The sequence below is a fragment of the Bacteroides cellulosilyticus genome, from assembly GCF_020091405.1.
Taxonomy (GTDB): domain Bacteria; phylum Bacteroidota; class Bacteroidia; order Bacteroidales; family Bacteroidaceae; genus Bacteroides.
Map to the genome: position 1 here is coordinate 6,338,282 of NZ_CP081903.1, position 25,442 is coordinate 6,363,723.

A 25,442-nucleotide genomic window follows, 5' to 3' on the forward strand; every position below is an offset into this window, starting at 1 on the left:
TCTTATTCTATTAAAGTGAATTCACGTATTCGGCAAGTTCTTCCGCTTCTTTAGCTGATATTTTCTTTTCAATACCATGCTTATGTACCGTGAACACTTCTTCCATAGTGGCAGCACGTCCGTCAAACAGATAAGGAGCCGTACGCCAGACTTCACGCAGCGTCGGAGTGTCCCACCCGTTCTCAAATTCGATATCTTCACCGATACGGTGCATCTTCATATCCGTATAATAGGGACCGGAATGACATTCGTCGCAATTAAACTTTTCATAAACCTTACGCCCCCGTTTAGCCTTTTCCGAAAGCTCACCATTTACCAGATACGGACTGGGAACGGGTTTCAGTGCCATCAAATACTCATCCACACACTCTGCAAATTCTTCCGGCAGATCACTGAACTGAATGAGCTTATATCCGGCACGAACAGCAATTTCGGCATGAGCACGAATACCGGAAATCATACACGGCGGAGTGACATGGGAGAATAACAGGCTCTTGCAGTTTTTCGAGTTACCAATACCATCATTCATCAAATCCCAATTCATGGCATCCATACGCGCATCTCCCGGATGGCATCCGTTACACGACTGCCAGTTCTGAAAACAATGTTCCGCATCATTGAAGTATTTCTCACCACGCTGTATTCTGCTCTCCGTACGATTCTTCACCATAGCAACCGACTGAACATTTGCCGTATTCAAATCCACGATATTCAATGTATCAGAGAAATAAGTAGGAACAACAGCCGTTCCGTCCTTCAGCATCATACAACGCGGTCCATTGCCTACCAAGGCTACACGTTTACGCATACCATATAAAAAGCGTAAATCATATGCCAAAGCATCCTTTTGAGGATACTGCTCAAACTTCTGAATAAATGCAGGATAATCTATCACACTAACCTCATGGGTACCGGAGTGACTGACCACAATCTTATCCTCCGTACACTTCACATCCCAGATACCTGCTGCCCCCCGTTCCGGTTCATCCAGCAATACGGCACCCTCAAAGTTCAGAGTAGCCAGATTAACGATACTGATGGCACTGGTATTCATCCAGCCCTGTTGCAACTGGGATGTCGGAACCTGAAAACGACCCAGATTATGAGTAACCAGCAAATAACGCCCGTCCGGAGAAAGCGACATTCCACGCAAGGCATTACTTCCATTGGCCAGTTGAATATCCTTTATCTTCCGGAAACTGTTCATATCAATCACTGATACGCAAGCAGCTACAGTATCTATATCCGCCCGTTGCATAGGTAGGAAATTGGTAACAAACAAATGTTTCCCTTCTTTATCAAAAACAGCAGATTTCGGTTCACGCAATACTTTCACCGTTCTTACCACATTCTTTCCATTCTTATCCAACTCTGACACTGTGCCGGCAAACTGGTTGCAAATATATAACTTGCCGTTACCCGCATTTACCAACGGAGCGCAGGCACCGGATGCTGTTTCCACAAAGACTTTTTCCGAAGGATTGGAAGCAGACAGGAAATAAACACCATTCTTATGTTCACCTGCCACCGTTGCATAAATCTGATCTCCATCTGTAGCAACTCCGGTAGGGACTTCATCCAATTCCCACTCTTGCAAGCGTTCTTTATAATCTGATGAATAAATAGAAACCTTCTGAACGCCCTTCTGAGATACGATCATTCCGGATTTATAAGGAGTGATACCCGTTATAAACAATGGAGTTCCTTCCGGCTGCTCCGCAGTATGAGTAGTAAATGCAAATAGAGATACCACTAAAAACACAGGCACTATAACCTTTGCGATGCTACGACTTTTATACTTCATAGTGATTGAATTAAGCTTGTTTTTCACATCACAAAGATAGGGCATCACCGGTCTGAGGGGTATCAATTGTGTATCATTGACTTGCAATAATGTCTCAAAACAAATGTAGTAAGCATTTTGAGACGGTAGTGGGAATCGTTTGAGACAAAAAAGGCGGAAACTCCTTTCCGCCTTAAATCTTATTTTTCATCTTATCTCTTCTCTTTGTTCGCACTGTTCATCTGTACGAACTCCGTAGGCGTGAACCCATAGAACGCTTTAAACGAATTGGAGAAGTAGGAATGACTGTTGAATCCCAACAAAGTTGCCACTTCCGAAACGCTCATATTCGTTTCCTTCAAATAGCGCAATGCCACCTCCAGACGCTTATTACGTATCAGTTCCGTGGGCGAAAGCTCAGATATAGCTTTGATTTTGCGGTAGAGATTGGCGCGGCTGATACCAATCTGGTCACAAAGCATCTCTATACCCAGATTCTGATCAGATATATTCTTCTCAATAATCTCATACAGTTTCTGTGAAAAACGTTCATCCGCCGAGGTAGTACTTACACCTACCACTTCGGGCGAGAAGCGTTTGCCATACAGTTTCTTTAATTGCTCCCTCGACTGCAACAGGCTCTGAATACGTATCCGAAGCACATCCATACTGAAAGGCTTAATCACGTAATCATCCGCCCCTGCCTCAAACCCTTCCCTGATATGCATCACCATGGAGCGTGCAGTCATCAGTATCACCGGTATATGTCCGATACGGATATCATTCTTAATCATGGAGCAGAGTTCAAGCCCATTCCGTTTAGGCATCATAATATCGCTCAGCACCAAATCGGGAAAGAACTGTACCGCCTTGTCATATCCTTTGATACCGTTTGCCGCTTCAATGATCTCATAGTCATTCTCCAAAGACTTATGTAGGTAATCCCGTACGTCTTTGTCATCTTCCACCAAGAGAACCACCGGCTTTTTGGATGCTATTTCTCCAATGGGAGATGTTTGCGGTTTCTCCACCGGCTGTGCAAATGCCGTATCGCCAATCGTTTCCACAGGCATGGAATCCGTCTCTTCCTCTGTGAAAGCTTCACGGGAAACAGGCAGCAGAACAATGAACCGTGCTCCTTCCGTCCCATCTTCCCGGTCTTCAATACGGATCACTCCCTTATGCAGCTTCACAATGGAATATACCAGACTAAGCCCGATGCCTGTACCCGGTACATTTACCCCTGACGTTTCAGGTACCCGGTAGAAAGGTGTGAACACCTTATCCCGTTCCTGCGGTGGGATTCCACAACCGGCATCCACAACCTGCAACATCATATACAGGGCAGAAGGGGCTACTTCTTTTCGATACGATTCTTCCAACTCTCCGACAGAAATGCAATCTACTGACATACGTATGTCTTTACCGGAAGGAGTATACTTGAATGCATTGGACAGTAAATTAAATACGACCTTCTCAAGCAGCACTTTATCATACCAAGCCTGGAACTCCCGGTCCCGGCAATCCAGTGTGAAAGTAATTTCATTGGTTTGCGCTATCTGATTGAACGCACAGTAGATCTCTGTGACAAACTCATATACATTATTTTCCGTGACCTGCAATTCCATTGTACCACTCTGGTTTTTCTGCAAGTCCATCAGCTGATTGACCAACAAAAGAAGCCGTTGGGCATTTTTATAAATGACCATCAGTTTATCCCGCAGTTCCAAAGTCACATCCATCCGCTTCACCAGCTCTTCAAAAGGAGTGATGATCAGCGTCAGTGGAGTACGTAGCTCATGGGCGAAATTCGTGAACAGATGCATCTTTGCCTGATGGAACTCTTCCTGTTGCAGTTTCTCTTTTTGCTCCATTTGCAGCCTTTCCCGCAAGCGGCGACGGGCATTAAAATAATGGAATATTGCGTAGAACACTCCTATCAGCAATAGTCCATAAATCAGGAAGGCATACCAGGTAGCCCATAAAGGTGGGGTAATGACAATCTTCAAAGTCTTCCCTTCCTCATTCCATACCCCATCGTTATTACAAGCCTTGACATGAAAAAGATAGGTACCGGGACGCAGATTGGTATAGTAAGCAGTACTACGCTCTCCCACATGATTCCAGTCTTTATCATATCCTTCCAATTTATAGGCATACCGGTTCATCTCCGGATTGATGAAATTCAACGCTTTATAATTGATTGCCAGATTATTCTGATTATACTGCAAATTGATACCCTCCGTTTCATTAAGCAACCCATTCAAGATTCCTGTTCCATCATCTGCACGCACCACACGATTATTCACCAGCAGGTCTTCCAATACTATTGGCGGTACAAAACGATTCATCGGCATCTCCGGCGTATAAAAAGTGATAAAGCCATCATTACCGGTAAAACACAATGTACCGTCCGGCATGGCTACCCCACCCCGATACGTAAACTCACGCAAATGAATACCATTATTGAATGGAAAGTTTTTAATCTCCCCGGTAGATGGAGAATAAGAGGAAATACCCTGCAACGAACTCATCCATAGATTTCCATCCGCTCCCTCCAGCAATTTACAAATATCCTCCCCCATCAATCCCTCTTTCTCTGTTACCCGGCGAAGCACACCACCACGTTTGTCCAGTTGAAAGATACCGCCTCCATAGGTAGATACCCATACATCACCGGATCTGGTTGATAATATGGAAGATATATAGTTACTTGGAATTTGCATTTCCTGCTCCGAGCGCGATGTACGAAAGACGGTCATTTCACCTGTACGGGTATTAAAACGGTATAGTCCGGCAGAACGCATACCTATCAATAACACACCGGGACTCTCTTCTGCCATGCAACGAACGGAAGAAAAGTGCAATTTTTCTCCTTTCGGTCCGGTAAATTCAGTCTTCCGCTCACCGGCAGGAGTAAAACAAGTCAGTGCATATCCACCTTTTGAAGTTCCTACCCATAAATTACCGTCTGCATCACGCACAATACCATAAACAGCAAGTTCTATGGGATATTTATAGAATAAAGAAAAACGCCGGGTAGCAAGATCAAAACGATAGACCTCCCCCAATACCGTACCACACCAGATACAGTCATCCTCAGCATATACCGTCTTGATAACATTCGAATTATGCACGGAATAACTCTCCTTATCAATCAGGTAAAAGTTTCCCTCTCCTGTCGAGATTTCGTATTGGAGCAATCCATACCCTTCAGTAGCTATCCATAAATTTTTCTGTTTATCGACACAAGCCGTTCCATAGATTCCCGTTTGCTGATTCACCGCCTTTCCCGGAGTATGATGAATGAAGCGGTCGGTAAGCGAACTCAGCCAAGTGACGCCACCGGCAAAGGTACCAATCCACAACGTACCGGTATGGTCACGACAAAAAGCATAAATGGAAAAATGCCCCAAGCCACGTCCGGGCTCGTCATAACTGCTCACTTTACGAATCTGATCTTTCAACGGTGCATAAGCATAAATACCATCAAAGGTACCAATCAGCATCTCTCCATCCCATTCGGCAAGACAGCGGACATAATTATTCTTCAGACCACTGTTGGCAGATGTATAAGAAGTTATTTTATGGTTACGGACATCAATGCGGTTCAGTCCTCCAAATTGACAACCGACCCAGATACGATGATAAGAATCTTCATAAAGAGTGGAAACACTATTGTCCGGTAAACCGGCACGACGGTCATAATGATTCATCACCTGCATCTGTTTGTTACACTGGTAAACTCCGTTCACTGCCGTACCTATCCAGAAGTTACCTGCCTTATCCTCCATCAAGGCAGTGACGGAACTATTGAAATTTTCCACAAATTCCACCCTTTTAAAGTTGTCTTGTTCGGGAATATAACAACAAAGCCCGCTACGGGTACCCACCCATACTTTGCCGGAACTATCAACTAAAAGAGAAAGGATACTTGCACTGGAGAGTCCATCTACATTAAAATAATTGCGGATACGTTCCGTACGAAGGCACATCCGGCTTAATCCCCGACTGGTAGCTATCCATAAATTCTTGCTATGATCTTCGCGTATTTCATTGACTTCATTGTCTGCCAAACTCAATGAGTCCCCCGGATGATGGCGAAAGACGGTATATTCACTGCCATTATAACGATTCAGTCCATTACGCGTCCCCAGCCAAAGGTATCCCCGGGTATCCTGGCAAATAGTCATCACGGAGAGTTGGGAAATCCCTTCATTCAGTTTCTGGCTGTAGTAGAATGAATATTTAGAATGTTCTGCCCACACGTACAAGGCTGAAAATGAACAGATTAATAAAGTCAACAATATTTTCCTTTTCATCAGTATAGATATATTTACTGCACAAAAATAAGAAAAGCGTAGAAATAACATAGGATATAGTGCAGAAAGGTATGGAAATAGAATAAGACGAGCAAGGGTCAGTGGTAAACCCATACTATCAGAAGTTACGACAGAACTTACAATCAATGGTATTGATTGTAGGAATCATTGGCAATGATTGTATGAATCATCGGCAATGATTGTAGACATCATCGGTATTGATGATAAGATGTCTCTTACACTTATCTATCCTGCATGCATTATAGATTCACCCTCACTGCTACACCTTCCGTTATATTCTTCCTTAATATGGGCTTGCCACCTTTCAAGACTTCTACATGCAGTTTCTTTCCTGCACGGGATACACGAATATCAAACTCCGAATTGAAAGCACGTACACAATTCAGATTCATATACTCCCACTCCTGCGGCAAACGGGGTGTCATCTCGAAACTGCGTAATCCTGTGGGACGGATGCCAAACAGACCTTCGGTATAAATACGGCAATACAGTCCGCTTTCAGCAGAGAGATGACGCTGATCTCCTTCGGGCCACGCTTCAATGGCATAAGGCACATGATCGCCCAACAAACGACGGTGCGAATACTTCTTAAGGAAGCTCATGCCTTTCTCCACTTCTCCGGCTGCAATGGTGCCACGCAGGGCATAGAGAGTACTACGATCCCAAAAGGTTTCGGTACCGGCTTGCGTCAGTAACCCATCGTCCGTCCATAGGCGGGGTGAGAAGAGAGCATCAATAGTGCCTTGCGCACGGGTGTAAATCCCCATAACAAGAGGCATACAAATCCAGGAACGCAGGATATCATTACCTTCATAATAGCGGTAGCTGTGGAAACCTTCTATCTCGTAACCAAAATGTTTTTCTATGGCTTTCTCTAAAGCATCCGCTTGATCACGATACGTGTTCAATTGCTTTGCCGATACTCCCAATTCACGTCCCAGCATAACGGCTGAACGCAAAGCGTCATAGTAAAGCGTAGAGGTACAGAGGTTTGCATCACCAGCCGGAAAGCGGTTCTCCAATTCATCCGAATTCGATGCAACCACGCCAGCCGGAGTTAGTTTACGGTTGCAATACTCCAGACACCATTCGATCAGAGGCCACAGTTCACGCGCTTCCGCCTTATCTCCACGAGCCAACGCATAGCGTGCAGCACCGTAAGCAATCATCGCACCGTCTCCCCTATCTTTGGCTCCATGCCAGAAGCTGACACCTTCGGAGATGATGGAACTCGGAATAGGTTTATACTCCGGATTCATATAGCGGGCAAAGTGGCGGAAAGAGTTCAATGCGGACTCATCACCAATCTCATAACCCAGGAAAGGGAAGAAAGGATTGATATACTCTGCCTGGTCGTTAGCCCAGACAGCCGCATAATAGGCTTCACCACCGGGACCATGCATCAATCCGCCTTTCGTGCGGTAGATGCTTTCAGCACCACGCAGTTTGGCGAAGGCAAACATACGATTGAGCACGGGATCAGGGGTCTCCAAAACCAAATTGCCCCACCACTGACTGATAAGCGCTTCACGCGCGGCACGTTCACTAAGGATGTTGATGTGTGAAAGGCCGGCGTTGTTTCGCCCGGACGAGGCATCCGCCAGTTTCCTTCCGGAAAAGATTGCATAGAATTCAAGCGTCTCTCCCGGTTTCAAAACAAAGACACCACTTTTGGAAAGAGCGGCTTCAATGCAATAAGCACCATATACACCGGCTTCCTCAGGAGTAGTATATGTTACATTCCACTCAGGCACTCGCAGCGTTATCTGATTCGGACTGCTATTCTTGAAAGTATATTCCTCACAATAGCGTGCGGCGTTGGTGGAGGGATAAAGTACACGAGTCAATTGTACGGCATCTTTCAGTTCCTTACGCCGGTACACATAGCCGAAACTGCTTTCCACACGCATGATACCATTAAAGGTTACGTCGCGTACTTCTTCATTCAGCAGGGTTTGATCGTCCACTGTTACTAAAGCGGGAATATTCACATCGAAGCGTTGCTTCAGATTGTTCTGTGTCTTGTTGGGATGCATGCGAAGCATAGGAAAAACAAGACTGCGGTTCAGATGAAAACGCTTCTGTGCATCTACACCGTAACGAAGGACAACGGAAAGTTGCTGCCCACTCATCTCAAGATGATCGTCATGTGGAATATTATCATTGATATTCCAGCGGATGGCTCCATCATCCTGAATAGTCCAACGGTCTTTCGGTTGTGCAATGGCCAGTGAACCGACCAAGATAAAAGAGAAAAGTAATAAGCTTCTTCTCAAGTCCATAAGGTTATTGTGTTTAATTGTTAGCTATTAATATCAATACTGCACTCTCAAACTGGGTATTCAATGGATTCTCCAGACCTTTCTCCATCAGTTCCGCTCCCGTAAATACCTTGCCATTGGCAGGGAAACGGGAAGTCACTCCCTTTGCCTGACTTACTTCCTCCACACGATATTTCTTATGGGCATCCAGGCCACCAAGCTTTACACGAGGTTCATTACCATCTTTAGTCTGGTAGAAGTAAACAACTGCCTTTTGCTTATCTGTTGAAACATAACTCAAAGAAGCCAACGGAGACTCATAGGGAGAAACCAAGCGATAAAGCTCACCATGCATCACCAACGGACGGATACGCTCTTTATATAATTTCACAGCATCGGCAATCTGCGCACGTTCTTCAGCCGTAGCCTTATCCAATGCCAGGTCTATTCCGAATGCACCGCTCAACGCCACATCTATGGCCATCTTCAAATGACGTTTCCCCATACGGGTGACGTGAGCAGAGATCGTATTTGCAGGGAAGAAATGTGAGAAGCCCCATTGTATCTTGATACGTCCCAACGGGTCTGTGTTGTCACTGGGCCAGAAGGAATGGAAATAGGGCATTGCACCATAGTCCACACGTCCCGATCCACCGGCACAAAGCATGGCCATCACATTGGGGAAGCCTTTGGCGAAACGATCCATCAGACGGTAAAGCGCCCAGTTATAGTCTATCCAGAGATGACTTTGATCAGCAGGCTGCAAATAAGAAGACCCGGGTTGGGTGATGTAACGGTTACAGTCCCACTTCACATAAGTGATATCCGGGTTAGGCCGCAAGGTTTTGTCGATAATATCCCATTCAAAAGCCTGTACCTCGGGGCGGGTAAGATCCAGTATTTCCTGATGACGACCCAGTATCGGTTCACGCTTGGGTTGAGTAATGATCCAATCCGGATGTTTCTGATAAAGTTCACTCTGAGGATTCACCATCTCGGGTTCCAGCCAGATACCGAAGCCAACTTTACGCTTCAATGCTTCTTTGGCAATATATGACAGACCTTTGGGTAACTTCTTGGTAGAAGGGGCCCAATCTCCCAGACCATGCTTATCATCATCACGGGAGTAAGGGCCATTACCGAACCAGCCATCATCCAATAAGAAAAGTTCAGCACCCACCTGGCGGGCACCGTCAAAGAGTTGTTTCAGGCGGTCTTCATCAAAATCGCAGTGTGTAGCTTCCCAGTTGTTCAACAATACAGGGCGGTCTTTCTCTGCATCGCGGATGGCATTTGCCATAGCCCAACGATGGAAACGACGGCTGGCTTCTCCCTTACCCTGCTTACTATACGTGTAGAGAATGGCGGGTGTAGTGAATGTGCCGCCACGCTCCAGATTGTATTGTGAGCCCAAAGGATTCATACCGGTCAGCAAACGCAGGTTCTTGTTCCAGTCTACATCGAAAGCGAATTGGAAACTGCCGCTCCAACGCAAAGAAGCAGCCAGTACCTCACCTTCATTTTCTTTAGCCGGTCCGTTTAGAGAGAGGATAAAAGAAGGAATACGCATCTGATGCGCACGGATGCCTAATTTGGAATCCAGAATCTTGACTCCTTCCGAAAGGCGTTCTTCATTGAGGGTTGCTTCGCGCTTATAGTTACCGGAGAATTGAGTAAGCCAGTATTCCTTTGCCTTTACCACCGGGGCAGCTGAAGCAAAACGATGCAGAATAACTTTACCTTTCTCATTATGCGTAACAGTATTCCATATCTCCATCATGCTATTGTCTGCATAGCACTTGATATAGACATCTACGGTGAAAGGATAGGCAGGGTCTTTCAGTGAAATAACGGTTTGTTCGATACCCGGTGTCAGCGCTTCCGTACGATGTCCGGCGTAGTGAAGTTCCGTAGATGTATTTCCATCTACATGAGTTGCCTGAATAGCCGGTTCTGTCAGGACACCGTTTCCATAAGGAGGAAGAAACTCCCATTCACGTGAGGGTATCTTAGCAGGAGGCTCTACTTCACGGGCAGCATCTCCAAAACCCAATTGGTAAAGGCGATTGTCCGTACCCACCATAAAGGTCAGTTTCAGTTCGCCGGATGTAACGGTGAAGAGCTTCTTCACATTCGGATTATCTGCTGCATGCACCGTGAGGAGAAGGCAGAGAAATAAACAGGTCGTCAATATATTCTTCATAATCTTATCATTCTTCTGTCATAAACTTCCAGGTAACATTGTCAATACTGTTCGGCTTACCTTTTTCTGCTTTGGATATAGCACCCTTCAGCTTGCCTTTCTTATCGCGTGTCACAGTGATATCACGCCAGGAATAGGCGCCTTTCTCATAATCGAATGTTTCTCCGTCATCATCATACAAACGGTAAGAACCATCCGCTTTTCCATAATGGCGTATTTCCAGATTCACCTTCTCTCCTGCTTTCGGTGCATGCAGGCGGGGTTCCATAAATGGCAGGATAGCTCCATCCTTTACATATACCGGAATACGGTCCAAGCCCGGCGTAACAGTAATCTTCTCGCCATTGCCCGCATATTTACCTGTATAGAAATCGTACCAGTCTCCCTTAGGCAATACCACCGTACGTTCTTTCTGACCTTTGAACATGGGAGCCACCAACAGATATTCACCAGCCATATACTGATCCTTAATTTCCTTGGAAACAGCTTCCAGATAAGGATTCTCTTCCAGATTTGCATCCGACAGTTTCGCTGTAGTTCCTTGTTCCGGGTTGAAACCAGGTTCCAGATTCATGGCACGGAACGGAGGAATACCATCGAAATGATAACGTGCAAATTCACTATACCAGTAAGGCATCATCTGCATACGCAGCATAGCATACTCTTTTATCTGATTCTCTACTTCGGGGAAAGTCCAGGGTTTCGTACCGCTTGCCCAGGCATTAATCATTGCCATCGGTGAGAATACTACAGACTGGAAACGACGTAGCCAGTCTTCCGATGAACTGGAACTACGTACTTCCGGAGTCCACAATACGCCACTAAAGCCTGAATTAATCAAAGCAGTGATAAAGTCCTGATGGCTGTAATAGTCATTGTAAATCACATAGGGGAAAGAAGTCGCACCGGCATTCGATGCGCGAACCAATCCGAAGGTACGCTGATTACGTTTCTTGTACAGTTCCGCAGTAGTGCGTTGAACCCACAAACCATAAGTCTGGCGCATCTGCTCGGCAGCAATTCCACTGGGGAAAGTGGCTACATCCGGCCACACATAACGGTCGTATCCGTCTACTTCATCCACTTTATAACCGCTGACACCGATATTCACGTGTTCCTGTTCCAGCTTATCCATCCAGATTTTGCGGGCTTTCTCGCCTGCCAGGTCGGGCACGATGCCACACCATACGGTGTGTGAGCCGCTTACCGGATACATTTCCTTATATATCTTTGAATCAGGAGATACGTATGGGTTTGTCCATAAGTTGATGCGTACTCCTTTAGCCAACATATCTTTCACAAAACCGGCGGGATCCGGATAGCGGGTAGCATCCCATTCAAAGGTACAAGGATACGCTTTGCTTTGCCAGCCCGGTTCCAGTCCGATGAAGTCCAACGGGAAACCGCGCTGTTCAAACTCATCCGCCTCGTTCTTCACGTCTTCAGCTGTATAGAGCTTCTTTGTACGTTGCGTAAAGCCCAATCCCCAGCGCGGAGGTAATGTACCTCCTCCACAGAGCAGGTTATAACGACGGACAACATCCATAGGAGTAGGTCCGGCAAACAGATAAATTTCTGCACCCGGGGCAGGAACCAAGATAGAAACGGCATCCGAGTAAGGAGCGGATGTCCAGGTCTTATCCATATTACGGTCTTTGGCTACCGGAGCATTCGGACTATCCTTACGTGCGCCGCTACCAGCATACACCGTCAGATAACGTGCCGAATTGATCAGTACCCCATAACCTGAACTGGAAATATAAAAGGGAACAGGAGCATGTGTGCGTCCGTTGTCACGTCCACCGTAATGGTCTACATGCAGATTCAGAATCTTGCCGCGCTGGTGTACCGTCTGGAAGTTCAGTCCAAAGCCGTACAACTGTTCCTTACGTTGCAAAGGAATGCGGAAACTTGTTTTACCATCCTGTATGGAACCCACAATTTCATTCGCTAATTGGGGTAATGTCACCTCCGGTAAGCGGGCAAAACCTTCCTTTTGCGGTGTGACACCGGCCACTCCCAGTAATGAATACTCTTCAGGAGTACCTACCACGCCTTTCCAAACACCGGGCTCCACTTGCTGCCAGGCTATCTGCGCTTTAACAGGGCAAAGCATCACCAAAGCCATTGCCCCTACAATCAAAATCTTCTTCATTCTCTTCATTTTATTATAATAGTGTTATTCTCATTTCATCGGATTATACCGGCAAAGCCACCGTTCGGAAGCACCTTCACTTTTACCGTTCCGTTCATATTCTCCACAGGCATGTAGTCAAAACTATCCTTATCTTTTCCATCTATAATCATAGTAAATGGTTTACCTTCACATCCGGCAGGCAAAGTAAATTCTATTTCACGCTTCTCTTCCTTACCACTGATGCCGCCGATATACCAGACATCACCGGAACGACGAGCTACAACAGCATAATCGGCCGGATAACCAGCCAGCAGGATACTTTCGTCCCAGGCAGCGGGTACTTCTTTCAGGAATTGTTTCGGTTGTTCCGATAGAGAAAGATAAGACTCCGCCTTATCAGCAAAACATTGGAAGCCGGATTCGAAGACAACTGCAAGGGCTAACTGATGCCCCATAGTCGTCTTACGTATAGCAGGTATCCCCTGACGCACTTTATCAGAGAAAGTCACCGGAGTATAATCCATCGAACCGACTACATTGCGTGTGAAAGGTACAGTAGCATTGTGCTTTGCCGCCTGGTCACAACGTTCCTGACGTCCCAGGGTTTCTGCACCCCGGATAGCTTCCGTGGTCAGCATATTCGGATACGTACGTTCAAAGCCACGGGGTAAAGTAGCACCATGAAGATCTACCAGCAAATGATTATCTGCCGCATCTTTCAATAAAGCCGGATAAAGTTGGATAATACGTTGTTTGTCTGTATCAAAGAAATCGACCTTGATTCCTTTCACTCCTACTTCACTGATGTGTTTCATTTCTGCACGACGTAATTCCGGATCACTCATCAGACGATGCGTCGGTATAGAGTCGCTGTCACGCCCTGCACCGGAATGGTACCATAACCAGACACCCACTCCCTTTTGCTGCGCGTATTTCACGACATCTTCCATAGTGCCACCGTTGCCCATGCTTTGCCATCCGGCATCAATCAGCATATATTCCCAACCCATTTCTACACTAAGATCCACATACTTCAGTTGTGCTTTATAATCACGGGGAGTACCGCCATTAGACCACCAGCTCCAGGATGCGCGTCCTGCCTTTATCCAGGACTCATCGCTCACTACAGACGCAGGATTCAGGTGTGAAATCATTTGTGTCTGGAATATGGTATTCAGATTATCTCCTATGATAATGGCACGCCAGGGAGTGAACCACGGTAATTCCGATACCGGCTCTACTGCATCCGGTACAATTGGCTCATCCGGTTCTGGAAAGCGGATTTTATATGCTTTATCTGTTCCGGCATTATCTATATGAGTAGCTGGATATGAACCATCCAGATGAGCTTCTGTGATCATCATCCAGATTCCGTTAGTATTGAATAGCATAGGGAATGCCCAACCACGCCCATGTCCACATTCCGAACGGATATCTATTTCACTCCGGCAATATTGTTCATAGCTCGGTTTATGACGATCGTTCCAGTCATACGGATGTATCCACGCTTTTCCATTTACGGGTACGGCAAACTCTGTATGTTCGGCCTGGATAGTGTGCATTTGTCCATCCTCTCCGGGTAGTTCATAGCGAAAAGCCACTCCGTCATTATATACCCTTACGATCAAATTAAATTGCTTATCCTCTTTGGTACGGAAAGTAAAAATCTGCTCACAGCACTCATCCGTAGCATTCAATTTCTTACCGGATTTTAACTGATAAGCAGTAGAAATATCTTTCACTGCAGAAGCGGAAACAAATTGTGCGTCTTTTCCATACTCACAATTATCCATAACCAGCCCTAAAAGAGATTTCTCCATTGCCTCTCCGTTTTTATAAAATACAGAGTAGCTAAGCGCCGTACTTCCATTTTCCTGTTTATTCTCCAAGGCAAAGCGAATATTGCTGTCCTTAGACACTAATTCCCATGCATCAGGAGCCGTACAAGAAGTCATTAATATTACAAACAGAAACAGTGCTGTATTCAATAGTTTTTTCATGGTATTCATCATTTATAGATTTGCATATCTCCATCTTCACAAATAATCTCCGGACGAGCATCGGGATTCTTCAACTCAAACGTAACATTCTTCAGTTTCAATCCTTTCACATGGCGTGCCCATACCCCGTATGCCGGAATCTTAGGACCGAAAGTTTTCACTTCCGGATATTTGTCTATAGCTTCAGGCACCTGAGACAAGGCATCTTCAGGAGTTCCTGTACCCAATAAACGAATATGAATATTTTCCAAAGTCAGGTTTGTAATATAATGTCCCGGAATGCCGGTAATCAGAATACCGGAAGGAGGTGTCAGTTGAGCTTTATCGGCAGCCACTGCCTTTACGTTGCGAATCGTCACATTTTCAAAGACTCCAATCGGTTGCTGACGGTCTTCTTTTTTGCGAAAAACACTAAGACGGGCACCCAAACGAAACAGCATCGGTGTACGTACTTCGTCCATTGTGATATCAGAGATTTCCACATTACGCAAATGGGCTCCATCTACAGAGAATAACTTAATACCTCCATTCTTGGTGTCGTAAATATGACAATTACTGATCTTGATGTTCTCAAATCCTGCCATGGATTCTGTTCCCATCTTGATACCTGCCTGATTACTTTTCAACTTCATGTCCGTAACAATGATATCATCACATCCCATTTTACTGGCAGTAGTCTTAAAGCAAAGAGCATCGTCGCCACTGACAATATCACAATTACTAATGCGTACATGCCGGCAACCATCAATATTAATACCATCGTTGTGAGCCACTCCAAAGCTACGTATCGTCACATTATGGATATTCACATTGCGGCATTGGAAATAATGGGAAGTCCAGGCACCTGCATATTTTAAAGTAACTCCTTCTACGCGTACACCTTCGCAACGCACCCAGCGAAGCAGGAAAGGACGCAATCCCCAACGCTGTCCTTCCGGACGGGTATCTACTTTTATATGCCGTTCTTTCAAAGCCGAACCTTGACCATCGATAGCACCTTCACCCTCCAATGCCACATTTTTAGCATCCACCGCTACCAGTAATGCCCAACCGACATCGATACCCAGACCTTCGGTAAAAGGATCAAGGTTATCATAAGCTTTATAATCGGTAGTACCCAGAATAAGGGCATCTTTCTCCAAATGCAAAGTTACATTATCTTTTAGCACGATAGTAGCCGACAAATAGGTTCCGGCAGGCACAAGCACCGTTCCACCACCTGCTTTATGACAAGCATCAATTGCTTTCTGGATGGCCGGTGAATCCATCCTTTTGCCGTTTCCCCGTGCACCGTACTTCTTTACATTGAATGTTTCAGCCTGCAAAGTAAATGGCAGTACAAGCAATAGTGACAACAGTAATAAATTCTTTTTCGTTTTCATGATTAGTATATGTAAGTTAACTATTTAATTTCCTTTGCAATATTCACTGTATAGATCCTGTTACTGCGCCGTCCCGGATGTTCCAAACGCAATTCATTGGTACCTTTAGCCAACGCTACAGGGAATACAAACTCTCCGCGTTTCCCACCAAATGTAGCCAAATAACCGATATTCTCACTTCTTTTCTCTCCATTAATATATAAGTAAGAAGGAACCGGATTGCCACCCGCATAAGATACTACCAAATAATATTCACCTTTATGTGGAATGTTGACTTTCCAACTCACACTTCCTTCTGAACTTCCTTTCTCGCCTTTGAATTCTACCGAACCATCCTCATTCAAGGATGCAGATCCCTGTCTTTCCATATCTTTAGCTTGACATATCTCTATATTTTCCAAGCGACGTACCACTACACGTTGTGAAGATGTTACTTTTCCATTTGCCAAAGTCTCCAGATTAAAATCAGTCGTTTTAGAGATAGATAAAGGAATGACGCCTTCTGCATCTTCCAAACGTTTACCATTCAATCGCACTTCCTCTGCATGGGATGTTTTATAATGCAAAGCATTTTTATCTGCGTAGAAGTATTCTATTGCCGGACGTTTTTCATGCAACGGAACTCTGTATAATTCAATCCCTTTACCTGTGCCCAGATTACGACTGTACATCCGGTGCGTTGGATTATTCCAATGCTCATGTACGCCCAGGCTACCTTGCTCTTTTCCAATATAAGCTATTCCCGAAGGAGGATTCCCTATATTCGCCGCCTCATGAAGAAAATTGTCGGCATTGGCACATAAAGGAAGTTCCGAATAAATAAAATCAAGTACCACTGATTCGATGGCAACCTGATCATTGGAAGCCAGGAAACTGGAAGTCCAGCCATTATTGAACGGGGGAAGTTGGAAACGTACCGCTTTCCCGTTATGCTTGGGATTTACGTACATAGCATCCACCAGATACACCAAGGTATTTCCACCTATACGTTCGTGAGCCATCAGATCGACAATGCAGTTATAAGTACCCATACCACGGAAAGAAGACCAGTCACGAATAGAAAGATGCAAAGGCGGTACATTGCCTATCGAACCGAACTGATTCTTACCGGTAGCCGTTATAGCTGTCTGTCCGGCACTGTCCCGCCATTTATCGGTTGGTTCGGAATGTCTTTTCATTAATGCCATGTTAATCATATAGTCGGCTTCATAAGCCGCACGTGCCAAACTTCTGGCACCGGCATCGGTTATCTCACTGGAATAACGAATTACATCGGGAACAAATCCTCCCCAGTTCTGATAATTGACATTTGGATAAACCGGTTGTACATAATCGTAAACAGCCGAAATGCCCCGACGCTGTGCATCATATACCGTAATACAGTTCTGGGGAATTTTCATTATATCCACCAATTGATGCAGCAAAGAATATACAGACTGTGGAGTAGCATCAATGATATTAGTTCCACCATTGTCATTCAAATTGATTTTGATAGCAATCTTCTCACCTTTCTTATACTTTACCGCACCTTTACCTTTCTTATAATTAAAGGTTCTGAACAATTCATCCCATGCCTTATCAATCGTATTCTGGCGGGTCAGTGCAATGATCACTCCCTCCATCATATCATCAACACGTGTCTGACTATTATTATCCGGGTCCGAATAAAACCCTCTTTTTCCATCCCAGGCAGCCGCCTTCGGATCATATGCCCATGCCACCCGCCCCGGATGAATTCCTCTGGCTACTCCCATCGGAGTGTTGGGAGCATCAACAGGCACAAAACGTCCCATATCAGTACCATTATCAATCTGCTTACGAATGACCTGCCCCATTAAAGAATTATCCACTGACATTATATATAATGTACCCGATAATAATATACCGACCGCCAATACGGACAGCCCCATATAGAACCGACGGGAATGCCACAAGAATTTGAAACGTTTCCACATACCAAATCCAACCAATGTACTACTGATGAAAGCTACGAAAGAGAAAGCGATAGGAGCAGCGATTTGCTGACAAGGATATTCTATTCTGGAAGGTTTGGGCACTACCCGTATCAGAAACCAAATCAGAGCTGCTAATCCGAACAGAGGAAAGCAAATCTTCAAAACAACATTTTTCTTGTTGATTCCAACGATCCGTCCACTCTTCGGACAAGTCTTAAAGAACCATCTTTTTATTTTTGTATTCATTTCATTAGATATAAAGGATTATCTTTCATGGTTACAAAAATAGGCAGATAAAAAAGAGACGATTATCAGTATTCCATCAAATACTTGAAAAATCGTCTCAACCAAGCAGACAGTGTCCTATTTATGTAAATAGAGTAACTCTATTCCAATATCTTTCCCCATATTACGGCTATATTTCTTTTCTTCCGGATTATTCCAATGTTCCAAAACTCCGAGACTGCCAACTCCTGTACCATCTCTTTCCGGATCATAGAAAGTAGTGGATAACGGACGGTCTGCCAGAGCCGCTTCCACCAGATACATATCGCAATAATCCACATCGGCCATACGTGGAAACTCTGCACTCAGGAAATCAATACCCACCGCATCAATGGCTACCGGATCCTGGGAAGCCAGCAGTGAGCAAGGCCAGTCTCCATTAAACGGTGACATCTTCCATTTACCGGAAGGCGCCCCGTTCACCTTTTCCGAACCGTACAGACCATCTATCAGAAAGAGCATTGTCTTTTGTCCCAAATCCTTATGTGCGATATAATCGGTAAAGGTCATATAGCGCGGCTTTCCACCACGATCCTGATTAAAATTATTATGCTGATTTTTCCGGAAGTCCCGGTTGATGTCCGTTACTCCATACCAGTTTTTCGCACAGAGTGTTACTCCCTGTCCGCCATGTCCTTTCAGCAATGCCATATTGATCAGGTAATCAGCCTCAAGTGCACAGTTTGCCAATCCTCGCGCCAAACGGCCATTATCAGCTGAATACGGAATTGCATCTGCCGTATAAATAGATTGGGTACGCCCGTTTCCTCCTTCATTATCTAAATATACAACACCGGGAAATTCGGCATGACATTTATCATAAAGAGTTTTCGTAATAAAACGACTGGCATCAAATACTGTGATTTGCTCCTGAGGCACTCCACCGTCATTCACCAAACTACGAAGCAAAGCAAGCGTCAGATGCGGAGAAGCATTCAACTGTTCACAATCTTCATGTGAGAAAGTATTATTCTGATTAATCTTGATAGCAATTCTTTCTCCTTTCCTATATCCATACTTCCCTTTATCATGCTGTTGATTGAAATAAATAAAAAGAGATTTCCAAGCTGCCTTTTCTTTCTTCTCTCCGGTCAAGGACAAGAGAGACTGGTTTAGAAGCCAGTCGGCATCTGCCTGATTATTCCAGCGATCTTCAAACCAAAAGCCCTCTCCTTTCTCCCATGTAGCTGCACCCGGTGCATGAGTCCAGACCACCCGTCCCGGATAAATACCTTTCGCCTCTCCTACCGGATTATTCTTTCCCCATGCCATACGCGGTTCTCTAGCCGGAAGAAAAGTTTGTGCCAGCATGTCAGTGCTATTTTCTACCAACATCAAAGTACCGAAGAAACAAAAACCTGCAAAAGCAAAGACTCCTACCACTACCTTCCGGTTACGGAATGCTTCACGCAACTTACGCAGACTCACCCAGACTCCCGTGAATGAGAGTAAGTACATGACAAATGCAGACATCAGCGGTGCCGCTGTCTGCATACATGGATAACTGGCACGGGAAGGTTTCGGAATAACCCGCACCAAAAACCAGATAGTGGAAAAAAGACCGAGTCCCCAAAAGAAGAGTACCTGTATCCCTCTGGAAGTAAATTCCCCCTTCTCGATCCTCTCTTTAAAATATAAATAAATACGTTTCATACTTTCTTACCATTATCTATTATTTTTTTCATGTTTCTCTGTTCTTATTTGATAATAACCTTTTCACTACGGAGCGATTTTACGTTTTCTTTATCCGTAATGCCTTCTTTCACTTTCAGATTCCTAATCTCAGCGCCAATCACATCATCCAGTACTACTGCATAACGCCCATCTTTCTGCTCAGCACTGATACTGCAATTATCTAATAGGAAGCCCTTCACATGACGCGCCCAGAAACCAAAAGAAGGTTGTATTTTCAAATCACCTACATTATAACGTCCCACCCCGATTTCAGGCGGATACGCTTCTGCATCTTCCACCGGATGTCCGCCTTTCACAAGTAAATTCACATCATGGAACTGTACATTTTTAATATACCCCGTATGCTGACCATTCGGCAAACGGAATGTCAGTCCTCCTTCTACAACTTCCGTATCCGGCAGTTTGAAACCTGCGATGATGGGAGTTGCCGTACTTTGAGAGCCATCGTATGCTTTCCAGCGATCTCCCCGGAAAGAACTTCCACCATAAACCTCATCAATGTCTACTCCACAAATCACAATATTCTCCACCTGCCCGATATCAGAGTTAGTTACCAACAATTCCTTACGTACACTTCCATTTTCCGTGAAAGTAAAAGGAGCGACATCGGCACCCAACACACGGCCTCTATTGGATATAGATATGAAGAACGGAGCACGCGTACGATGCATCACCGAACGGGAATGTATCGGTCCTGTCTTTCCACTATTCAGATAGACATTTTTTACATATCCGCCATCATTGGTAGATATGGAGAAACCTGCTTTATTGGCACCCAGTACATAAATATTATCCACGTATAAATCCTGAATATCATCCGCTGTTTCCGAACCTATCTGGAACAGGTTACAATTGGTATCTCCAACTATATTGCGTACCATATAGTTACGTGCCGGACGGGTAAAACCTAATGAACAATCCGAACCCGGTTTCACAATATCATCCGAACTGACACGCGAATAAATGTTCGTCACCGTTACATCATTACATGCCATAAAGTCGTAAATATCACGGGCATTCCGGGTATTATGTTTGGCAAAATAGGTATCATGCACATGAATACCATCAGTACCTGTAGCCAACAAAACAAAATGCCCTCCCTGATCTATATGCAGCATATTGCTGACATCATAATTCTTCCGATTATCCGTATCTATATAGTAGGGCTCATCTTTTTGTGGATCATACCACATATCTTTACCTATATTCCAGCCTCCAATTTCAATATTGGTACAAAGTTTCAAAGAGAACATTTTGTCGCAACGTTTCTCGGGAGCATTATTCATTACTTTATCAGAAGTAACCAGATTACCATTACCCGTGATACGTCCTGTACCCACAATCTTCACATTATCAATACGTTCTCCAAAGAACATTGCATTACGGAAAAATGTATGTCCCACATCCTGCTTCGTCAGATAGTTTTCCGGATCGGCATAAGGGCGAGGATCGGTAGGAGAAAGTCCCGAACGGTAAGCCCGGTCACTAAACCAGGTCGTTTCCGGCACATCACCACCCGGAAGTCCCTGAATTGTGGCATCTGCATCCAGATGCAGCCAAACATCGCTCAACAGATGAACCGTCCTCACATTATAGGTACCTGCCGTGAATCGCAGAATACCCCCACCCAACTTATTCATCTCTATAATAGCTTTGTTTATAGTTTCCGTATCGTCTGCTATTCCATCTCCTTTTACTCCCGTAGTCTTGATATCCTGCAAACCGGAATAGAACCAAGCTATATTTGATTCGCCCTGATTATCTCCTCCTTTCACAAGTAATTTAAAAGCATACAGTTGATTAGGATTCAACCGGCCGACGGCAGCAAAATCATCATCCGGTAATATCTCCGTTCTTACAGGTTTCCAAGTCTTTCCCCTATCCTCAGATAATAACAAAGTCACGGATTCCGCATTACGAGGAGTTGTCCAGTAGAAAGAAGTGAATGATAAATCCCAATCTTTTTTATACGTAAATGCCCGTAAGGGAGTACGGGTAAAATCGGCAACGGTCGTCACACCTTCAAAAGTTGCAATGGCAATCGGACTATGCAAGACTTCAGGTTGAGAGGTTATATAATCAGCCTCGAATGTATAGTTCCCCTTTTCCGGTATTGCCACTCCACGGAAACAAAGACGGATATCAGGTCCGTTAGAGGGACGGAAATCCAAATCTTTAAATATCAACAGAGTGCCATTCTTCCCATCTTTACGTATTTCCACATCTCCAACTTTTTTATAAGAATAGTTGGTTCCGGTTCTTCCGATAGACTGCTTAGGCAAATCACGGAGAATTACTTCTCCACGGCCTATTACATTTACCGTTGTATTATCCAACGTTATGTCAATACCTTCCGGTACACGGATAGTAACAGTAGTCATCGGACTACGTTGCCCTGCATAGAAATCAAGTGTCAGATTTCCCGCAGTCTTTATAGTAAATGCAGTACGATCCAACTTAATCAGAGGCGGCAATGCCCCTTTACGTATCCCCACAGGCAAACGCTTTTTAGAAGATGATTGCAAATAATCGCCATTAGCGGGGAAACCTTCCGTTTTCTCCTGTCCGGTAGAAGTAAAAAGACGATAAATACCAGAACCGGAATGAAACAATTGCTCCTTCAAAGCTTCAACTGAGGGCAAAATGGAACTTAACCCTGCATTCTCGGGAGTGTCTACAGTATAACGATTGGTAGTACCTTCAAACAATAATAAAGAGTCACGCGTTAGTTGCCAGGGATACAATTCACCTGCCTGTATATTTGTTCCTGCCACTCCCAGCAGCAAAAGAACAAGAAAAGTTTTTAATAGTATAAACTTCATACCCAATAGTGTATTTCTCATAAATTAGCGGTTCGTATTGATATAGTTTACATTCTCATTCACTGCCTTATACCATGTCGGACCGGCAGTAAAGATACAGGCATCTATCCGTTCTTTTTCCTTTTGTTCCAAACCGGAAGGCATGTCAATCGGTTTAAATCCTTCTCTCACCTGTTCATAAGAAACAGCTGAAAGGGCATTCTTATCAGAAAATGCCCACTGATTATCCAGCAATAAAAAACCGGGAAGTACTTCGTCCGCTCTCACTATCTTCAATTCAGGAGTTTGTCCTGCGAACAAATTATGGGCAAAACGAACATTACGGGGCATCTTTTCTCCGCGACCTGATCCTAACTCCAAAGAACTATTCAGAAAAGTATTATAAGCGATATCCACATTCTCTACCCGATGGTATGAAGTTAACGGTTCTTGCTTCACATCCGTTTCCGCCGTAGGGCGTTCGTAGACTCCCACGCGCACCAACAGTCCAAATGACCTTACATCTTTAATATAATTATCGTAAACCGTATGTCCCTGATTAATGATACGAATACCGGCAGTTCCACGCAGATTATGCCCTATAAATGTATTTGCCTCTATCACATTGTAATGTCCATGGCGACAAACCAGTCCTCCGGCGGATTCATAAAACAAGTTTCTGCGCAACACATTATGACAGGACTTCACAGAAATAATCTCATTTTCCCCGCTACACCTGAAAAAGACATTGTCCTCAACAATTGTCCGAGATTCCAACTGAGAAGACCAAGAGTGTCCGATACGAATAATTTCTGCTCCATTACCACCATAAGGCTGACGTTCGCCGAAAAAATTATGATCTATCAGATGATTGTTCAAGTGGTTATCAGCACTTAGCCATACCTGTAAAACCAGTCCTCCTACCCGTTTATTAGCAAAATAGCAGTGGTCTATCCGGTTATTTGTTCCTCGTAATCCAACCCAGTATTCATCCCCTTCATTCGGGCGTTCGCCTTTTTGGGGGTCATTACACTCATCAATCACACAACGAGTCATCCGGCAATAAGATGCATATTCTCCTTTCTCCCTCTGAAAATCAATCATATCATGCCCTATGGCCCACGCCTTATAAAAGAGTAAATCCTCCAGTTGCAGATACTCTCCATATATCTTCAGCCTTAACTTCCCCGAAACAACAGCCCTTCCGGGATTCTCAGCCCGCCAGACAATCGGCTTACCGAAAACCCCTTTACCCGTAAAATGTATTTCTTCCAGATTATGATACGTTCCGTCTTTCAGTACAACGGCATCCCCCGGCTGCAAATTTCCACTACCCAGCAACTGTTTCATCGCCGGAACATCTTTCGGTGAAAATGTATACTCTTTGGCATTGGCAAAGAGTGACACTGTTAAAAGCAAAAGAACACAAAGTTTTTTCATCATGTTTTTCTATTAGAGTTTAAAATCACAGAGCAAATATAAGTGATTAAAACATGAACGGAAATAGCCTCCTTCACTCCTGAAGTAGTTTGAGAAGATAATTCAAAAGAATGGTACGTTTTTATAAACCTGAAGTGCAGATATAAAAAAATCGTCCCCTTACATTGTGATTACAACGTAAGGGGACGACCCTTTTCTAAAAATAGAAATTATTTATTTCTTAGCCGGTGCCGGAGAAGAATATCTTGCATTCAATCCATCTACGATTTCTTTTGTAATATTATAGATGCTGTCAGCATACAACAGGTTATCAAAACCGGTATTGCTGATGATCATGCTGTATCCCTTTGTCTTATTATACTCTTTCAGGAAAGCATTGATAGAATCACGCAATTGCAAGCTGTTCTTTTCGTTTTCGCTCATCAACTCTGACTGCAATTTATTGCCTAAAGCCTGCAAGTCTTGTTCCAGTTTAGCAATACGGTTGTATTCCTGCTGTGCTCTTTCCTGAGAAAGATATGCATTATTCTGTACTTTGGTCTGGAAATCCTGTTTCTGTTTTTCTAATTCCCGAGCTTTCTGATTTATCGTCAAACGAACATTTTCACTCTTCTTTACCATACCTTCATTCAGGTCGATGCAGAAATTATATTGTGACAGAAGCGTATCTATTTCAACATAAGCAATCTTCATTCCAGAAAGTTCACCTGAAGCTTGTCCTGACGTAGTTGCCGTTTGATTATCAGCTTTACCTGTACACTGAGAAAATAAAACGATAAGTGCAAGGGCAGCCAAACCGTTTACGAGGTAGTTCAATCTCTTCATAACTTGTAAAAAATATAGTTTTTAAATTATTAATTCATACTATCATTTAAGGCTTTTTCCAATTCATCAATGGAGAAACGGGGTTTCTTCTGTGCTTCCCGGTCCTGCGACTGGGCACACCCAATACCTCTCTCCCGCATTGCTTTATTACCGCTGACGTGCCCGTTCGGGAACTTTCCGCCTTTCACAAAAAAGACTTTTACACCTAATAATGCAATGCAAATAGCAACTATTAACAAACTTATCAATACTGTATCGAGCATTTCTACTATTTTTGTAATACGAAAATAGACTGCATTTCAGCAAAATGAAAATAAGATTTTCTTTTGCAC

At 44.3% G+C, this 25,442-nt stretch carries 13 protein-coding genes; all 13 read right to left on the reverse strand.

The annotated features are described in order from the left end of the window. Window positions 1–10: 10 nt before the first annotated feature. The 13 genes from K6V21_RS24365 to K6V21_RS24425 all read right to left on the reverse strand — a co-directional run bounded on the left by K6V21_RS24365 (window position 11) and on the right by K6V21_RS24425 (window position 25,373). Window positions 11–1,849 (reverse strand): YVTN family beta-propeller repeat-containing protein, encoded by a 1,839-nt coding sequence (locus K6V21_RS24365; RefSeq protein ID WP_224322092.1) that lies wholly within the window; start codon window positions 1,847–1,849, stop codon window positions 11–13. 146 nt (window positions 1,850–1,995) lie between these two features. Beyond that, complete coding sequence (locus K6V21_RS24370) at window positions 1,996–6,105, reverse strand: hybrid sensor histidine kinase/response regulator transcription factor (RefSeq protein ID WP_224320175.1); 4,110 nt, start codon at window positions 6,103–6,105, stop codon at window positions 1,996–1,998. Window positions 6,106–6,365: 260 nt separating this feature from the next. Further along, a complete protein-coding gene (locus tag K6V21_RS24375) occupies window positions 6,366–8,408 on the reverse strand; it encodes a hypothetical protein (RefSeq protein ID WP_224320176.1) in 2,043 nt (680 codons plus the stop codon). A 13-nt stretch (window positions 8,409–8,421) separates the two neighbouring features. Further along, on the reverse strand, window positions 8,422–10,590 hold the full coding sequence (locus tag K6V21_RS24380; protein WP_224320177.1) for an alpha-galactosidase: 2,169 nt from the start codon (window positions 10,588–10,590) through the stop codon (window positions 8,422–8,424). 7 nt (window positions 10,591–10,597) lie between these two features. After that, window positions 10,598–12,745: a TIM-barrel domain-containing protein gene (locus K6V21_RS24385; RefSeq protein WP_224320178.1), complete on the reverse strand. Its 2,148-nt coding sequence runs from the start codon at window positions 12,743–12,745 to the stop codon at window positions 10,598–10,600. A 35-nt stretch (window positions 12,746–12,780) separates the two neighbouring features. Beyond that, window positions 12,781–14,727: a glycoside hydrolase family 97 protein gene (locus tag K6V21_RS24390; protein ID WP_224320179.1), complete on the reverse strand. Its 1,947-nt coding sequence runs from the start codon at window positions 14,725–14,727 to the stop codon at window positions 12,781–12,783. An 8-nt stretch (window positions 14,728–14,735) separates the two neighbouring features. Continuing rightward, entirely contained in the window at window positions 14,736–16,109 is a 1,374-nt protein-coding gene (locus K6V21_RS24395) for a glycoside hydrolase family 28 protein (RefSeq protein ID WP_224320180.1), read from the reverse strand. Between the two features lie 20 nt (window positions 16,110–16,129). Continuing rightward, window positions 16,130–18,310: a DUF362 domain-containing protein gene (locus K6V21_RS24400; protein WP_224320181.1), complete on the reverse strand. Its 2,181-nt coding sequence runs from the start codon at window positions 18,308–18,310 to the stop codon at window positions 16,130–16,132. A gap of 117 nt (window positions 18,311–18,427) precedes the next feature. Beyond that, a complete protein-coding gene (locus tag K6V21_RS24405) occupies window positions 18,428–20,002 on the reverse strand; it encodes a DUF362 domain-containing protein (RefSeq protein WP_224320182.1) in 1,575 nt (524 codons plus the stop codon). 44 nt (window positions 20,003–20,046) lie between these two features. Beyond that, the gene (locus tag K6V21_RS24410) at window positions 20,047–22,887 is read right to left on the reverse strand and encodes an endopygalactorunase (RefSeq protein WP_224320183.1); all 2,841 of its coding nucleotides are present in this window, start codon (window positions 22,885–22,887) and stop codon (window positions 20,047–20,049) included. Between the two features lie 3 nt (window positions 22,888–22,890). Next, entirely contained in the window at window positions 22,891–24,288 is a 1,398-nt protein-coding gene (locus K6V21_RS24415; protein ID WP_217714679.1) for a polysaccharide lyase 6 family protein, read from the reverse strand. A gap of 210 nt (window positions 24,289–24,498) precedes the next feature. Further along, window positions 24,499–25,110, reverse strand: coding sequence for an OmpH family outer membrane protein (locus K6V21_RS24420; protein ID WP_217714678.1), 612 nt, complete (start codon window positions 25,108–25,110; stop codon window positions 24,499–24,501). A 29-nt stretch (window positions 25,111–25,139) separates the two neighbouring features. Beyond that, the gene (locus K6V21_RS24425; protein ID WP_007214686.1) at window positions 25,140–25,373 is read right to left on the reverse strand and encodes a hypothetical protein; all 234 of its coding nucleotides are present in this window, start codon (window positions 25,371–25,373) and stop codon (window positions 25,140–25,142) included. Window positions 25,374–25,442 lie beyond the last annotated feature (69 nt).

Coding starts and splice junctions, on each gene's coding strand:
- K6V21_RS24395 (WP_224320180.1), bottom strand. CDS start 16,109: ATGAAAACGAAAAAGAATTTATTACTGTTGTCACTATTGCTTGTACTG.
- K6V21_RS24390 (WP_224320179.1), bottom strand. CDS start 14,727: ATGAAAAAACTATTGAATACAGCACTGTTTCTGTTTGTAATATTAATG.
- K6V21_RS24410 (WP_224320183.1), bottom strand. CDS start 22,887: ATGAGAAATACACTATTGGGTATGAAGTTTATACTATTAAAAACTTTT.
- K6V21_RS24415 (WP_217714679.1), bottom strand. CDS start 24,288: ATGATGAAAAAACTTTGTGTTCTTTTGCTTTTAACAGTGTCACTCTTT.
- K6V21_RS24385 (WP_224320178.1), bottom strand. CDS start 12,745: ATGAAGAAGATTTTGATTGTAGGGGCAATGGCTTTGGTGATGCTTTGC.
- K6V21_RS24425 (WP_007214686.1), bottom strand. CDS start 25,373: ATGCTCGATACAGTATTGATAAGTTTGTTAATAGTTGCTATTTGCATT.
- K6V21_RS24375 (WP_224320176.1), bottom strand. CDS start 8,408: ATGGACTTGAGAAGAAGCTTATTACTTTTCTCTTTTATCTTGGTCGGT.
- K6V21_RS24370 (WP_224320175.1), bottom strand. CDS start 6,105: ATGAAAAGGAAAATATTGTTGACTTTATTAATCTGTTCATTTTCAGCC.
- K6V21_RS24405 (WP_224320182.1), bottom strand. CDS start 20,002: ATGAAACGTATTTATTTATATTTTAAAGAGAGGATCGAGAAGGGGGAA.
- K6V21_RS24420 (WP_217714678.1), bottom strand. CDS start 25,110: ATGAAGAGATTGAACTACCTCGTAAACGGTTTGGCTGCCCTTGCACTT.
- K6V21_RS24400 (WP_224320181.1), bottom strand. CDS start 18,310: ATGAATACAAAAATAAAAAGATGGTTCTTTAAGACTTGTCCGAAGAGT.
- K6V21_RS24365 (WP_224322092.1), bottom strand. CDS start 1,849: ATGCCCTATCTTTGTGATGTGAAAAACAAGCTTAATTCAATCACTATG.
- K6V21_RS24380 (WP_224320177.1), bottom strand. CDS start 10,590: ATGAAGAATATATTGACGACCTGTTTATTTCTCTGCCTTCTCCTCACG.